The sequence below is a fragment of the Nocardioides sp. YR527 genome, assembly GCF_900101045.1.
GTDB lineage: Bacteria > Actinomycetota > Actinomycetes > Propionibacteriales > Nocardioidaceae > Nocardioides.
Map to the genome: position 1 here is coordinate 754,997 of NZ_FNFN01000002.1, position 14,629 is coordinate 769,625.

The 14,629-nt window shown below is 68.2% G+C and carries 12 protein-coding genes and 1 tRNA gene; 5 read left to right on the top strand and 8 right to left on the bottom strand.

Translation table 11 applies throughout. The features are described from left to right. Positions 1 to 9: 9 nt before the first annotated feature. Positions 10 to 942, top strand: a complete 933-nt coding sequence (locus tag BLT25_RS07960) for an ABC transporter ATP-binding protein (RefSeq protein ID WP_091044374.1) — start codon at positions 10 to 12, stop codon at positions 940 to 942. After that, positions 939 to 2,564, top strand: coding sequence for an ABC transporter permease (locus BLT25_RS07965; RefSeq protein ID WP_091044017.1), 1,626 nt, complete (start codon positions 939 to 941; stop codon positions 2,562 to 2,564). Before BLT25_RS07960 ends, BLT25_RS07965 begins: the two co-directional genes overlap by 4 nt. 62 nt (positions 2,565 to 2,626) lie before the next feature. Here the strand turns inward: BLT25_RS07965 and BLT25_RS07970 are convergent. Beyond that, positions 2,627 to 2,700: transfer RNA gene (locus tag BLT25_RS07970), tRNA-Ile, on the bottom strand. Between the two features lie 153 nt (positions 2,701 to 2,853). On the opposite strand from BLT25_RS07970, the gene BLT25_RS07975 reads away from it, so the two are divergent. Continuing rightward, positions 2,854 to 3,837, top strand: coding sequence for a type IV toxin-antitoxin system AbiEi family antitoxin domain-containing protein (locus tag BLT25_RS07975; RefSeq protein ID WP_218131264.1), 984 nt, complete (start codon positions 2,854 to 2,856; stop codon positions 3,835 to 3,837). A 63-nt stretch (positions 3,838 to 3,900) separates the two neighbouring features. Here the strand turns inward: BLT25_RS07975 and BLT25_RS07980 are convergent, their stop codons facing one another. From BLT25_RS07980 to recF, 5 genes are all read right to left on the bottom strand, one after another. Further along, positions 3,901 to 4,458, bottom strand: coding sequence for a DUF3566 domain-containing protein (locus tag BLT25_RS07980; RefSeq protein ID WP_091044020.1), 558 nt, complete (start codon positions 4,456 to 4,458; stop codon positions 3,901 to 3,903). Continuing rightward, positions 4,458 to 7,157, bottom strand: coding sequence for a DNA gyrase subunit A (gene gyrA, locus BLT25_RS07985; protein ID WP_091044021.1), 2,700 nt, complete (start codon positions 7,155 to 7,157; stop codon positions 4,458 to 4,460). Before gyrA ends, BLT25_RS07980 begins: the two co-directional genes overlap by 1 nt. 43 nt (positions 7,158 to 7,200) lie before the next feature. Continuing rightward, entirely contained in the window at positions 7,201 to 9,264 is a 2,064-nt protein-coding gene (gyrB, locus tag BLT25_RS07990; protein ID WP_091044024.1) for a DNA topoisomerase (ATP-hydrolyzing) subunit B, read from the bottom strand. Between the two features lie 344 nt (positions 9,265 to 9,608). Continuing rightward, positions 9,609 to 10,184, bottom strand: coding sequence for a DciA family protein (locus tag BLT25_RS07995; protein WP_091044025.1), 576 nt, complete (start codon positions 10,182 to 10,184; stop codon positions 9,609 to 9,611). Next, positions 10,177 to 11,334 carry a DNA replication/repair protein RecF gene (gene recF, locus BLT25_RS08000; protein WP_091044028.1) on the bottom strand — a complete coding sequence of 386 codons (1,158 nt, stop codon included), beginning with the start codon at positions 11,332 to 11,334 and terminating at the stop codon, positions 10,177 to 10,179. The genes BLT25_RS07995 and recF overlap by 8 nt, the downstream gene beginning before the upstream one ends. Positions 11,335 to 11,363: 29 nt before the next feature. Here recF and BLT25_RS08005 point away from each other — a divergent pair, with 29 nt between their 5' ends. After that, the gene (locus BLT25_RS08005; RefSeq protein WP_091044030.1) at positions 11,364 to 11,786 is read left to right on the top strand and encodes an NINE protein; all 423 of its coding nucleotides are present in this window, start codon (positions 11,364 to 11,366) and stop codon (positions 11,784 to 11,786) included. Between the two features lie 22 nt (positions 11,787 to 11,808). Then, positions 11,809 to 12,207, top strand: a complete 399-nt coding sequence (locus tag BLT25_RS08010; RefSeq protein ID WP_218131265.1) for a DUF2752 domain-containing protein — start codon at positions 11,809 to 11,811, stop codon at positions 12,205 to 12,207. A 39-nt stretch (positions 12,208 to 12,246) separates the two neighbouring features. On the opposite strand, the gene gnd is transcribed toward BLT25_RS08010, so the two are convergent. Both gnd and dnaN read right to left on the bottom strand, forming a co-directional pair. Continuing rightward, entirely contained in the window at positions 12,247 to 13,155 is a 909-nt protein-coding gene (gene gnd / locus BLT25_RS08015; protein ID WP_371113325.1) for a phosphogluconate dehydrogenase (NAD(+)-dependent, decarboxylating), read from the bottom strand. Positions 13,156 to 13,242: 87 nt separating this feature from the next. Beyond that, positions 13,243 to 14,382 (bottom strand): DNA polymerase III subunit beta, encoded by a 1,140-nt coding sequence (gene dnaN, locus BLT25_RS08020; RefSeq protein ID WP_091044038.1) that lies wholly within the window; start codon positions 14,380 to 14,382, stop codon positions 13,243 to 13,245. Positions 14,383 to 14,629 lie beyond the last annotated feature (247 nt).

Consider the following 14,629-nt stretch of genomic DNA (forward strand, 5'->3'; position numbering starts at 1 on the left):
GTGGTTTCGGTGAGCGCGATTGCGGTATCCGGACTGGTGAAGGACTTCGGGTCCGGGACGAGGGCCCTGGACGGCCTCGATCTGAGGGTCGAGACAGGTGAGGTGCACGGCTTCCTGGGGCCGAACGGATCGGGAAAGACCACCACGATCCGCGTCCTACTCGGAGTGTTGCGCGCCGACGCCGGGAAGGTCGCCGTGCTCGACGGCGACCCCTGGCGCGATGCGGTGGCGTTGCACCGACGGCTGGCATACGTGCCGGGCGAGGTGAACCTGTGGCCGAACCTCACCGGCGGTGAGGTGATCGACCTGTTGGCTGACCTGCGGGGCGGGCTCGACCCAGTCCGTCGGGAGGACCTGCTCGAGCGCTTCAAGCTCGACCCCACCAAGAAGATCCGGGCCTATTCGAAGGGCAACCGGCAGAAGGTCGCCCTGGTCGCCGCCTTCGCCTCTGACGTGGAGCTCTACCTGCTCGACGAGCCGACGTCGGGGTTGGACCCGCTGATGGAGGCGGTCTTCCAGGAGGTCGTACAGGACCTGCGCGCTGCCGGGCGAAGCATCCTGCTGTCCAGCCACATCCTGTCCGAGGTGGAGGCGTTGTGCGATCGCGTGACCATCATCCGCGCCGGTCGGGCCGCCGAGTCCGGCACGTTCGAGGAGCTGCGCCACCTCACCCGTACGTCGGTGGTCGTCGACACCGTCAGGCCGATCGAGGCGGTGACCCGCTGGACCGGCGTCCATGACGCGCATGTCCACGACGGGCACGCGGAGTTCAGCGTCGACGCGGGCGAGCTGAACCCCGTGCTCCAGCGCTTGGTCGGCCTGCAGGTGCGGTCGATGACCACCTCACCTCCCACCCTGGAGGAGCTCTTCTTGCGGCACTACGGCGAGGACGGATCGACTCCCGATCGCACCGGCAGCTCCGGGGTGGTGGGGAGTCGATGACGGGCTTCACCGGGACGTTACGGCTGGTACGGCTCGCGCTCCGGCGCGACCGGATCGTGCTTCTTGCCTGGATCCTCGGGATGGCGGGGTTCCTGGCAGCGACGACTGCGCTGTTCGACGACAACTACACGACACATCCGGAGCTGCTGGGACCCGATACCCAGATCGTGGTGGAGAACCCGGGCATGCGGGTGCTCGGCCTGGTGACCGGCGCCAGCGTCGGTGCGTACACCCTGCACCGCGACGCCCTGACCCTGGCTGTGCTCGCCGCCATGATGAGCGTCCTCGCGGTGGTCCGGCACACCCGCCAGGCCGAGGAGCTCGGCCGGCAGGAGATGCTTGCCGCGGGCGTCGTCGGCCGATACGCGTCACTGACCGCAGCCGTGATCGTCGCTCTCGCCGCCGACACCGGCCTGGCCGTGATGCTCGGGCTTGCCATGGCCGTCACGGGCCAGGCCTTGGCCGGTTCGCTCGTGGGAGGCGCATCGATCGCTCTCGTGGGGGTGGCCTTCACCGGTGTCGCCGCGGTGACATCTCAGTTGGCGTCCACCGCCCGCGGCGCGATCGGCTTCGCCGGTGCCACTCTCGGCGTCTCGTTCATGTTCGTGGCTCTGGGCAACATGCTCGGGACCGTGGACTCCGCCGCTCTCCGCGTCAGCAGCGCCTGGCCGGCGTGGCTCTCCCCGATCGGCTGGGGCCAGCAGATGAGGCCGTTCGCCGACAATCTCTGGTGGCCGGTGGCTCTGGGCGGGATCGTCACGGCCATGCTCTTCGGGCTGGCGCTCGTGCTCATCGACCGGCGTGACGTGGGCCGGGGGATTTGGCCCGAACGGCGCGGCGCGGCGCATGCGAGTCCCGCACTGCTGAGCCCCACTGGCCTGGTCTGGCGGCTGCAGCGTGGTGTCCTTCTGGGCTGGGCGATCGGCATGGTCGGATTCGGGCTGATCTTCGGGGCGCTGAGCGACCGGATCCAGGGGCTCGAGGGAGCGGCGACGGAGTGGTACGAGACGTTCGGCGGTGATGCTGACCTGCTCGGCGCCTACTGGGCGTCGATGATGCAGATCGCCGGGATGGCCGTGGCGATCTATGTCGTCTCACTGTTGCTGCGTCTACGCCACGACGAGGCGCAGGGCACCCTGGAACCCCTCCTCGGCACCGCCGTCTCCAGGCTGCGCTGGCTCGGTGCGTACGCGGCGAACGCGCTGGTCGGGGCCACGTCCCTGATGCTCCTCTATGCCGCGGCGATGAGCCTTGCCGGCGGGCAGGCGCTGGGTGGGACCGCATCGCTGCTGGGCGACCTGGTCGGCGCCGCGCTCGTTCAGCTTCCCGCCATCGGCGTGCTCGGTGCAGCAGTCGTCACCGTCGTCATGGTGCTGCCGCGGTGGTCCGTCGGCCTGTCCTGGCTGCTGGTGGTGTTCTGCGTCTTCGTCGGACCGATGTTCGGCCCCTCCTTGGGGCTTCCCTCCTGGCTGTCGGACCTCTCGCCGTTCAGCCGTGTGCCGAACGCGCCGGCCGTCGCGATCAGCTACGGCCCGGTCCTGGGCCTGGTCGTGACCAGCGTGGTGCTGGGCTTGGCCGGAGCCCTTGCCCTGCGCCGACGAGACCTGTCGCTCCCGGCATGACGGGCCGACGGGCGGCCTGAAAAAGCAGAAACGCCCCGAACCGGAGTCCAGGGCGAGTGCTGTGCGCTTAGGAGGACTTGAACCTCCGACCCCCACATTATCAGTGTGGTGCTCTAACCGTCTGAGCTATAAGCGCAGGTGCCAGCCGGGGGTGGAAGCCCCACCAGCAGGCGAGAAGAAACATTACCCGCCTGCCGCCCGCGGAACCAAAACGGTGACACCCTGCCCAGCCTGGGGAGGTTTGTCCGAACCTGGCTCCGAGAGCCTTCCCCAGGGCTAGGGTGCCAACATGTCCGACTCGGAGGACCTGCAGGCGATCTTCGCGCGTGAGGATGCGGCGCGGATGCTGGACGCTCAGCGGCGGATGCAGGACGGAGTCGCGAGCCGTGCCCAGCTCACCGCGGGCGGCCTGAGCAGGGTCGACATCGAGCGGGCCGTACGTCGCAACGAGCTCCGCCGGGTGCATCCGCGCGTCTACATCGACCACACCGGGCCGCTCACCTGGGAGCAGCGGGCGTGGGCCGCGGTGCTCTACGCCGACCCGGCCGTGCTGTGTCGAGAGAGCCTCGAGGCGCCCAGGGGCCGTGACGACGGCCGACCGATCCACGTCGCCATCGACCACTCCCGCAAGGTGATGCCTCAGCCAGGCATCGTCATCCACAGGATGCGCGGCCTCAAACTCAAGGCGTACGGCGGCACACCACCACGCCTCAGGGTCGAGGACAACGCGCTGGCCATGGCGAACGAAGCCAAGTCCGAGATCGACGCGATCGCGCGGGTCGCCGAAGCGGCCAGTAGACCGTACGTCACCGCGAAGACGCTTCGGGCCGCCCTGGAGCGCGCACATTCCCTACGCCGCCGCAAGCTCATCCAAGCGCTGGTGGACGATCTCGAGGACGGCACACATTCAGTGCTCGAGCACGGCTACCTCACCAAGGTCGAGCGGGCGCACGGGCTGCCTGAGGGGCGACGGCAGGCGCCCCGGCGCGGCTCGACCGGCACCCAGTTCCGTGACGTGGAGTACGAGGCGTACGCCCTCGTGGTCGAGCTCGACGGAGCGCTCGGTCACGACACCTGGCGCGACCAGGCCCGCGATGCCGGACGCTCGTTGGACGATCTCGCGGAACTCGGGGCGGTCACCGCGCGACTGCGGTTCCACCAGGTGTTCGATACGCCGTGTCAGACAGCAGACCGCGTGGGACGCATCCTCATCAGGAACGGCTGGAGCGGGCCGGTGCAGACGTGCAGCGACAACTGCCACCTGAACAAATGAACCTGGGGAGGGTTGTCCGAACCATGTTCGGACAACCCTCCCCAGGTTGGAAGCAGGTGCGGCTCAGTTCTCGGTGAGCTCGACCTCGACGCCGCCCAGGAGCGCGGCTGCCATGTTGTAGAGGAACGCAGCGAGGGTGGCGACGGCGGTCATCAGGACGATGTTGACCACCGAGACGACCATGGTGAAGCCCATGACGCGGGCGAGGCCGAGGTAGTCCTGGACGTTCCAGCCGGCGCTGGAGTCACCGACGACGTCCTGGACCGCCTGGTTGATCGAGTCCCACACACCGGCGGCACCGAGCACCGACCAGATCACGAAGACGGCGACGATCACCACGACGCTGAGCGCGATCGAGAGCAGGAAGGCCATCTTCATGACCGACCACGGGTCGATACGGCTCAGGCTCAACCGGGCCCGGCGAGCCGAGCCGCTGACCGCGTCCCGCTCCGCGCCGGCAGGGCCGGAGGTGCGGGCGGTGGAGGCCACCGCGGAGCTGGTACGCCTGGCCGCGTTGGCGACCGTGTCAGTGATCCGCTGGGTCACCGGCTGTGCTGCGGTCTCGTTCCGCTCGGTCATCGCGACTCCCCCAGTCGTGCGGTCGGCGGTGCGGTCCGTCATCAGGATTCATCTTCCGTCGTGGTCTCGGTCGACGCTCCGTGCTCGTCGTCTCCACCGATTGTTACATCATCCGCAACCTCTGTCCCGGTGACGAGGTCATCGTCGACCTCACGGGCCTCGACGGAACGGGCCACGACGGCGACCGAGTCACCCTTCTTGGGCGAGACGAACTTGACGCCCTGGGTGGAGCGACCGGTTGCCCGGAAGTCGGCGTTGATCGGGCTGCGTACGACCTGTCCGGTCGCGGTGATCGAGAGGATCTCGTCGCCGTCGACCACGATGAACGCACCGACCAGGCCGCCGCGGTCGGCGTTGGCCAGGGCCATCGTCTTGATGCCCAGACCGCCGCGGGACTGCAGCCGGTACTCGGAGATCTTCGTACGCTTCGCGAAACCACCGTCGGTGATGGTGAAGACGAACTGCTCCTTGACCTCGTCCGGCGACTCGGCGCCGGAGACGGGAGCCGCGACGTCCGCGGTGTCCTCGTTGGCCTCGGAGAGCCCGGCCGCGATCTCGGCGGCGACGTGCTCGGCCCGGATGACCGACATCGACAGCAGCGAGTCGCTCTCCCGGAACTTCATGCCGGTGACACCCGACGTCGCCCGGCCCATCGGCCGCAGCTGGTTGTCGTCGGCGCGGAACCGGATCGCCTGGCCCTTACGGGAGACCAGCAGGATGTCGTCCTCGGAGTTGACCAGCTCGGCACCGATCAGCTCGTCGTCGTCCTCGCGGAAGTTGATCGCGATGACGCCGGCCTGACGGGGCGAGTTGTAGTCCCCGAGCCGCGTCTTCTTGATCAGACCGGAGCGGGTGGCCAGCACGAGGTAGGGCGCCTGCTCGTAGTCGCGGATCGCGAGCACCTGGGCGATCGACTCGTCCGGCTGGAACGAGAGCAGCCCGGCGACGTGACCGCCCTTGGCGTCACGCGCCGCCTCGGGCAGGTTGTAGGCCTTGATCCGGTAGACGCGGCCGGCGGTGGTGAAGAAGAGCAGCCAGTGGTGGTTGGTGGTCGAGATGAAGTGCTCCACCACGTCGTCGCCGCGCAGGGTGGCGCCGCGTACGCCCTTTCCACCGCGCTTCTGGGTGCGGTACTCACCCGCGAGGGTGCGCTTGGCGTAGCCGCCGCGGGTGATCGAGACGACCAGCTCCTCATCGGGGATGAGGTCCTCCATGGAGAGGTCGCCGTCGGCCGCGATGATCTGGGTGCGGCGGTCGTCGCCGTACTTCGCGACGATCTCGTCGAGCTCGTCCATGACGATCTGACGCTGGCGGGTCACGTTGGCGAGGATGTCCTCGAGGTCGGCGATGATCAGCTCGAGCTCGGCGAGACGGTCGACGATCTTCTGCCGCTCCAGCGCCGCGAGGCGACGCAGCTGCATGTCGAGGATCGCGTTGGCCTGGACCTCGTCGATGTCGAGCAGCCGGATCAGGCCCTGGCGGGCGTCGTCGACCTCGGGAGAGGAGCGGATCAGCGCGATGACCGCGTCGAGCTGGTCGAGCGCCTTGACCAGGCCGCGCCAGATGTGGGCGTCCTCCTCGGCCTTGCGCAGCCGGAATGCCGTACGCCTCCGGATGACGTCGATCTGGTGCTCGACCCAGTTGGAGATGAACTGGTCGATCGAGAGCGTGCGCGGCACACCGTCGACGAGCGCCAGCATGTTGGCGGAGAAGTTGGTCTGCAGCTCGGTGTGCTTGAGCAGGTTGTTGAGTACGACGCGGGCGACCGCATCGCGCTTGAGCACGACCACGAGCTGCTGCCCGGTGCGGGAGGAGGTGTTGTCCTTGACGTCCGCGATGCCCTGGACCTTGCCGGTGTCGGCGAGGTCGGCGATCTTCTGGGCGAGGTTGTCCGGGTTCACCATGTAGGGGAGCTCGGTGATGACCAGGTTGGTGCGGCCCTTGCTGTCCTCGTCGACCTCGATCACCGCACGCTGGGTGATCGAGCCGCGGCCGGTGCGGTAGGCCTGCTCGATGCCCTCGCGGCCGACGATCAGCGCGCCGTTGGGGAAGTCGGGGCCCTTGACCCGCTCGAGCAGCGCGTCCTGGAGCTCCTCGCGCGTCGCGTCGGGGTGCTCGAGCGCCCACTTGGCGCCGGAGGCGACCTCCCGCAGGTTGTGCGGCGGGATGTTGGTCGCCATGCCGACCGCGATGCCGGCCGAGCCGTTGACCAGAAGGTTCGGGAACCGGGCCGGAAGGATGGCCGGCTCCTGGGAGCGGCCGTCGTAGTTGGGGCCGAAGTCGACGGTGTCCTCGGTGATGTCGCGGACCATCTCGAGCGCCAGCGGCGCCATCCGGCACTCGGTGTAACGCATGGCCGCGGCCGGGTCGTTGCCGGGCGAACCGAAGTTGCCCTGGCCGTGGATCAGCGGGTTGCGCATCACCCACGGCTGCGCCAGCCGGACCAGGGTGTCGTAGATCGCGGTGTCACCGTGGGGGTGGTAGTTACCCATCACCTCACCGACGACACGGGCGCACTTGGAGAACCCGCGGTCGGGACGGTAGCCACCGTCGTACATCGCGTAGAGGACGCGCCTGTGGACGGGCTTGAGCCCGTCACGTACGTCAGGCAACGCGCGGCCGACGATGACGGCCATCGCGTAGTCGATGTAGCTGGACTGCATCGATGCCTGCAGCTCGACGGTCTGGATCCGGCCACCTTCAGGAGTCAGCCCGGAATCTTCCGGAGGAGTCTCGGTCACGATTTCACTTTCTGCGTGCGTCTATCGATATCTAGGGCGAGGCTCAGATGTCGAGGAATCGGACGTCCTTGGCGTTGCGCTGGATGAAGGAGCGTCGCTCGGCGACGTCCTCACCCATGAGGATGGAGAAGATCTCGTCGGCGTGGGCGGCGTCCTCGAGGGTGACCTGCAGCAGCAGTCGCTGCGAGGGGTCCATCGTGGTCTCCCACAGCTCGTCGGCGTTCATCTCGCCCAGACCCTTGTAGCGCTGGACCGGGTTCTCCTTGGGCAGCTTCTTGCCCTGCTCGATGCCGTCACGCATGAGGGCGTCACGCTCGGCGTCGGAGTAGACGAACTCGTGCTCGGCCGGCTTGTTCCAGCGAAGGCGGTAGAGCGGCGGCTGGGCGAGGTAGACGTAGCCCTGCTCGATCAGCGGCTTCATGAACCGGAACAGCAGCGTCAGCAGCAGCGTGTTGATGTGGTGGCCGTCGACGTCGGCGTCGGCCATCATCACGATCTTGTGGTAGCGCAGCCGGTTGATGTCGAAGTCGTCGTGCACGCCGGTGCCCAGCGCGGAGATGATCGACTGGACCTCCTGGTTGGCCAGCACCTTGTCGATCCGGGCCTTCTCGACGTTGAGGATCTTGCCTCGGATCGGGAGGATCGCCTGGATCCGCGGGTCGCGGCCGGACTTGGCCGAGCCACCCGCGGAGTCACCCTCGACGATGAAGATCTCGCACTCTTCGGGGTTGGTCGACTGGCAGTCGGCGAGCTTGCCTGGCAGGCCGCCGCCACCGCCGATGCCCTTGCGGTTGCGGGCCAGGTCACGGGCCTTGCGGGCCGCGATCCGGGCCGAGGCGGCGGCCATCGACTTGCGGATGACCTCCTTGCCCTCGGCAGGGTTCTGCTCCAGCCAGGCGCCGAGCTGGTCGTTGACGGCGCCCTGCACGAAGCCCTTGACCTCGGTGTTGCCGAGCTTGTCCTTGGTCTGGCCCTCGAACTGCGGCTCGCTGATCTTCACCGAGATGATCGCGGTGAGACCCTCACGGATGTCGTCACCGGTGAGCCGGTCCTCCTTCTTCTTGATCAGACCCCACTCCTCGCCCCAGCGGTTGACCAGGGTGGTGAGCGCGGCGCGGAAGCCCTCTTCGTGGGTGCCGCCGCCGGGGGTGTTGACCGTGTTGGCGAAGGTGTGGACCGACTCGTTGTAGGAGGACGCCTGCCACTGCATGGCGATCTCGACGCTCATCGGGTTGGGCGCCTTGTCGTCGGTCTCGGTCTCGAAGGCGATGATGCTGGAGACCGGGTTCTTGCGCTTGTTGAGGTGGTCGACGTAGTCGGCCAGCCCGCGCTCGTAGTAGAAGGACTGCTCCAGCACCCGATCGCCGTTGCCGGTGCTGTGCAGCTCGTCGGCGCTGTCGGTGTCGGACTCGATCGTCCCGTCCTCGACGGCCTCGGCGAGGGCGGAGGCCTCCGGCCGCTCGTCGCGCAGCTCGATCCGCAGCCCCTTGTTGAGGAACGCGGTCTCACGGAAGTGGCTCGAGATGGTCTCGAGGTTGTAGTCGGTCGACTCGAAGATGTCGCTCGAGGCGTTCCAGGAGATCGTGGTGCCGGTGCGCTCGCCCTCCTCGAGCTCGCGCACCTCACGGAGGTCGTAGTCGGGTACGCCGCTGGTGAACTCCTGCTCCCACAGGCGGCCGCGGTTCTTGATCTCCATGTGGAGGTTGGTCGAGAGCGCGTTCACCACCGAGGAGCCGACGCCGTGCAGACCGCCGGAGACCTTGTAGCCGCCGCCACCGAACTTGCCGCCGGCGTGCAGCACGGTCAGCGCCAGGGTCGCGGCGGGGACCTCCTGGCCGGCCGCGGTGTCGGTCGGGATGCCTCGGCCGTTGTCGGAGACGCTCACCCAGCCGTCCTCACGCAGCGTCACCTTGATGGTGTCGCAGTAGCCGGCGAGCGCCTCGTCGACCGCGTTGTCCACGATCTCCCAGATCAGGTGGTGCAGGCCGCGGGATCCCGTCGAGCCGATGTACATACCCGGTCGTTTGCGGACCGCTTCGAGTCCTTCGAGGACCTGGATGGCAGACGCGTCGTACTCGACTCCGTCTGTGGTCTTGTCGTCCGGCATAGGAGTCGTCTGGTCGGCAGCGGTCACCGGTGCGATCCACCTGTCATTTCGGTCCGGAATCGGACATGGTGTCGGTCGGGCATGCAACGGGCCGACCAGCGCCGGGAAGGTGAAACCTTGGACGATCGACCCAATCCCCATATTACCCCGTAGAAGCCCGGATTCCACGCACGCCGGCGTTCCTGAGGGGGAACTGTGATCGAAATGAGCGTCTGTGCGTCTCTTGACGGTGTCTCTGCGCCCTCAGCAGGGGGCTCGGTGAGTCCCTATACGTCCTCGGGGCGCTTGGAGCGGCAGATCGCGGCTCACGCACGGCGCCTCGAACACATGTTCACGGCCCGCCCTCAACCGTAGGTGTCGCGCGGCCCGCGGCCGTCGCGTACGCCTCGGGGGCCCTTCTTCCAGGAGGGCAGATGCGGGCCGAGCACGTCGATGACGAGGACGGTTCCGTGACCCAGCTCCTCGTTGAGACGCTTCACCAACGTGGGCGCCAGCAGCTTGAGCTGGGTGGCCCACGCGGTGGAGTCGGTGCGAACGGAGAGCTTGCCGTCGGCGTACGACTCCGGGGTGGTGTGGTCGGCGATCTCCTCGCCGACGATGTCGGGCCAGCGGGCCATCACCCCGTGCACTCGCAGCGAGGTGTCCCACCCGTGGTCGTTGACCATCCGGCTCACCACCGAGTCGATGAGCTGGGGGTCGCGGTCGTCGGGCCGGGCGCCGGAGACGGTGCCGCGGCGGGTGGCGTTGTCGGGCGTACGTCGCTTCTTGCGCATCCCTGCCTTGGGTGCGGGCATCTTCGCGGTGGCTCGAGTCAGCGAGCGGGCCAGATCCAGGCCGTCAGCACGCTTTTCCGGTTCCTCCTCACCGCCTTCGGCGGTGGTCTCGACAGGCTCGACCACCTGGGGGTCTTCGTCACTCATCACGGGTCACCTCGCCTGCCTTGACGTGGTAGCGGGCACCGGCGAGCGCAGCGGGTACGTCCTCGGGGACCGCCGCGGTGACCAGGACCTGCTCGGCGTCGGCGACCAGCTCGGCCAGCTGGACCCGGCGCTGGCTGTCGAGCTCGGCGAAGACGTCGTCGAGGATCAGGATGGGGTCGTCGCCGTCCGCCCGCAGCAGGTCGTACGCCGCCAACCGCAGCGCCAGCGCGAACGACCACGACTCGCCGTGGCTGGCATAGCCCTTGACCGGGAGGCGCTCGGTGCCGGCGCTGATGTGGAGGAGAAGGTCGTCGCGGTGCGGGCCGACCAGGCTGATGCCGCGGTCGAGCTCGTCCTTCTGACGTCGGGCGAGCTCATCGAGGATGGCTTGGCGGAGGGTTTCGACGCTGGGGGTGGTCTCGACAGGCTCGACCACCGGCTCGACCACCGGTTTGTAGGTGATCTCGGCGTCGTCGCGGCTGGCACCTCGGGCGACCGTCTCGTAGGCCTTCCCGACATAGGGGCGCAGCGCCTCGACCAGGGAGAGCCGCTGGGCGAGGATCTCGGCGCCGATGGTGGCGAGGTGGTCGTCCCAGACGGACAGCGTGGCGAGCGCACCCTCGCGGGCCGAGCCGCGCGCGAGCCCGGCGGTCTTCAGCAGCGAGTTCCGCTGCTTGAGGACACGGTCGTAGTCGCTGCGTACGCCTGCCAGACGGGGTGCGCGCAGGATCATCAGGTCGTCGAGGAAGCGCCGGCGGTCGGAGGGGTCCCCCTTGACGAGGGTCAGATCCTCGGGGGAGAAGACGACGGTGCGGACCAGGCCGACCAGGTCGCGGGTGCGGGGGAGCGGGCTCTTGTTGATCCGGGCCTTGTTGGCCCGGCCGGCGTTGATCTCGACCTCGAGCGTCGCGGTGCGACCGTCCCGCACGACGGCGGCCCGCACGACCGCCTGCTCGGCGCCGGCCCTGACCAGCGGCGCATCGGTGGCGACCCGGTGGGACTGCAGGCGGGAGAGGTAGTCGATCGCCTCGACCAGGTTGGTCTTGCCCTGGCCGTTTCGGCCGACGAAGGCGGTGACGCCCGCGTCGAGGGGGACCTCGACGCTCGGATAGGAGCGGAAGTCGTGGAGAGAGAGGTGTGAGACGTACATCGTGTTTCCTCTCTCGTTAAGGTGCCTGCATGACCCAGTCTCCCAACCCTTACGGCCCGCCTCCAGGGCAACCCGCCTATAACGAGCCGGCCGGGCCGTTCTATCTGTCGGTGATGGGTCAGGTCCACGGGCCCTACCCGGTCCAACAGCTCGCCCAGATGGCTGCTGCCGGGCAGATCAAGTCGGACACTCCGGCCAGCCTCGGCACGGACCAGCAGTGGTTTCCCGTGAAACAGATCCCGGGCGTCTTCTCGAGCCGGGAGTGGCTGATCACCCTGCTGTTCTCGATCTTCCTGGGTGGGTTCGGTGTCGACCGGTTCTACGTCGGTCAGATCGGGCTCGGTGTCCTCAAGCTGGTCACCTGCGGAGGCTTCGGAATCTGGTCGATCATTGACATCGTGCTTGTCGCCATTAGAAAGTTCCCGGATGTCGACGGCAAACCGCTCGCCTGACGTGCACCAACGCCTCGCGGCGGTGAGCTCCACGGAGGTCACCGCCGCCATCGGCGTCGGCGGCATCGTGATCGCGTCGCTCCTGCCGGCCGGCGGCATCGAGGACGGCCCGGTGCTCTGCCCGTTCCGTGCCATCACCGGGCTTCCCTGCCCGGGTTGCGGTCTGACGCGGTCGTGGGTCTACCTCATGCACGGCGACATCGGCTCCTCGCTGGCGAGCAACTGGTTCGGACCCGTGCTCATCCTGGCGATCGTCGTTCTGGCGGTGGTCGCCGTGCGCGCCCGGATCTCCCGGCAACGCCCCACCGACCTCGACAAGCTCGTACGGAGCCCGATCATCCTGGGCTTCTTCGGACTCTTCCTCGCCTACGGCGCCGTCCGCCTGATCCTCACCCTCACCGGAGTGATCGACCCGATCTAGGTGGTCGAGCCTGTCGAGACCACCCGCGTCAGCGGGTCCTCAGGCCTCCGACTCCGAGATCACCGCGTGCCCACCGAACCCGTTGCGCATCGCGGCGATCGCCTTCATGGCGTGGTCGTCCTCCTGGCGCGAGACGAACCGCGCGAACAGCGAGGCCGAGATCGCCGGCATCGGGACGGCGTTCTCGATCGCAGCCTCGACCGTCCAGCGCCCTTCGCCCGAGTCGTCGGCGTAACCCTTGATCTTGTCGAGGTGCTCGTCGGCGCGCAGCTGGTCGACGAGAAGATCGAGAAGCCAGGAACGTACGACGGTGCCCGTGCGCCACGAGGCGAAGATCTCGGGGACGTTGTCGACGATGTCGACCTTGTCGAGGAGCTCCCAGCCCTCGGCGTAGGCCTGCATCATCGCGTACTCGATGCCGTTGTGGACCATCTTGGAGAAGTGGCCGGCGCCGGGGGTGGAGCCGCAGTGGACAAGACCGTCCTCGGTGCCGGTCGGCTTGAGCGCCTCGAAGGCGGGCATCACCTTGGCGGCGTCCTCGTCGGAACCGCCGTACATCAGGGCGTAGCCGTTCTGGAGACCCCAGACGCCACCGGAGACACCGCAGTCGACGAAGCCGATGCCGTTCTCGGCCAGGCTCGCAGCGTTCTTGGCGTCATCGGTGTACTTCGAGTTGCCGCCGTCGACCACCAGGTCGCCCTCGCCGAGGAGCTCCTTGAGCTCGGCGATCGTGGAACGCGTCGGGTCACCGGCCGGCACCATCACCCAGACCACCTTGGGGCTGGGCAGCGCCTCGACCAGCTCCGCCAAGCTCGCCACGTCGGCGAGATCGGGGTTGCGGTCGTATCCGACGACGGTGTGGCCGGCCTCCCGAAGCCGGGTGCGCATGTTGCCACCCATCTTGCCGAGGCCGACGAGTCCGATGTGCATTGCAAGGTTCCTATCCACGGTGATCGAGCGAGCTCTCGGTGGTCGAGCTGCTTTGGCGCGTGTGTCGAGCTTGTCGAGACAAGACCACCCTACGAGCGACAGATGTCAGGAGAGCAGACGCCGCGGCATCAGCAGGTAGCGGAAGCCCGGCTCCTCGCCACCCTCGGCCGGCTTGCCGCTGATCACCACGGGCTTCGGAGCCTGGGTGAAGGCGAGCTCGACGACCTGCTCGTCGATGGCCTGCAGCCCGTCGAGGAGGAACTGCGGGTTGAACCCGGTGGTCAGCCCCTCGCCCTCCATGGTCGCCTCGATCGACTCGGACGCCTGGGCCTCGTCGCCGGAGCCTGCGTCGAGGGTGAGTACGCCGTCCTCGAAGACCATCTGGACCGCGGTGTTGCGCTCGGCGACTAGGGCGACGCGCTTGACCGACTCGACCAGGGAGGCCTTGTCGACCAGAGCGGTGGTGAGGTGCTCGGCCGGGAACAGGCTGCGCACCTTGGGGAACTCGCCGTCGAGCAGGCGCGTCGTGGTGCGGCGTACGCCACCCGCGGCCGCCCCCTCGAAGCCGATGATGCCCTCGCCGGTGCCGGTGGTGGACAGCGCGAGGGTGACCTCGCTGCCGCTGGTCAGCGACTTGGCGGTGTCGCCGAGCACCTTCGCCGGCACCAGCGCGGCCAGGCTCTCGTCGGGAGTCGCCGGGTTCCACTCGAGCTCGCGGTGGGAGAGCCGGAAGCGGTCGGTGGCGAGCAGCGAGATCGTGGAGCCCTCGATCTCGAGCCGCACGCCGGTCAGCACCGGGAGCATGTCGTCGCGACCGGCGGCGGTCACGGCCTGGGCGACGGCGTGGGCGAACAGCTCCGACTTCACCGTGCCTGCCGCGGTCGGCATCTCCGGCAGCGTCGGGTAGTCCTCCACAGGCATGGTCTGGAGGCTGAACCGCGCGCTCCCGCAGGTGAGCGAGACGCGGGCGCCGTCGGTGACCATCTCGACCGGCTTGGCCGGGAGGCTGCGGCAGATGTCGGCGAGCAGCTTGCCGGAGACCAGCGCCTTGCCCTCGTCTGCGACCTCGGCCGAGAGCGTCGCCCGCGCGGAGGTCTCGTAGTCGAATGTCGAGAGCACCAGGCCCTCTTGACCCGCCTCGATCAGGAGACCTGAGAGCACCGGGGTGCTGGGGCGGACCGGAAGGCTGCGGGCAGCCCAGGCGACGGCATCCGCGAACACGTCGCGGTCGACGCGGAACTTCACGATGACCTGTCCTTCTTCTAGCTCGACATCGGGGCGTTTGAGGACATGCGGTCCGGGCTGTGCTTGAACCCTGGGGGAAGACGCCACCGGTTCCGGAACGCCCCCGCGTTGACATGACCTGGAGTACGCATCCTGCCACGGACCGCCGACAACCGGTAAGCGCTCAGTGGTGTCGGGTCTGCACAGGCGTACCTGTGCACTCGGTCGGCCGAGCGGGTTGTCCCCAGGGAAGGGCGTTCGTGGAATT

Bases quoted from the DNA above. Each gene is read 5' to 3' on its own strand.
- BLT25_RS07980 (WP_091044020.1), bottom strand. From the start codon at position 4,458: ATGACGGACCGCACCGCCGACCGCACGACTGGGGGAGTCGCGATGACC.
- recF (WP_091044028.1), bottom strand. From the start codon at position 11,334: ATGTACGTCTCACACCTCTCTCTCCACGACTTCCGCTCCTATCCGAGC.
- BLT25_RS07975 (WP_218131264.1), top strand. From the start codon at position 2,854: ATGTCCGACTCGGAGGACCTGCAGGCGATCTTCGCGCGTGAGGATGCG.
- gyrB (WP_091044024.1), bottom strand. From the start codon at position 9,264: ATGCCGGACGACAAGACCACAGACGGAGTCGAGTACGACGCGTCTGCC.
- BLT25_RS07995 (WP_091044025.1), bottom strand. From the start codon at position 10,184: ATGAGTGACGAAGACCCCCAGGTGGTCGAGCCTGTCGAGACCACCGCC.
- BLT25_RS07965 (WP_091044017.1), top strand. From the start codon at position 939: ATGACGGGCTTCACCGGGACGTTACGGCTGGTACGGCTCGCGCTCCGG.
- BLT25_RS08005 (WP_091044030.1), top strand. From the start codon at position 11,364: ATGACCCAGTCTCCCAACCCTTACGGCCCGCCTCCAGGGCAACCCGCC.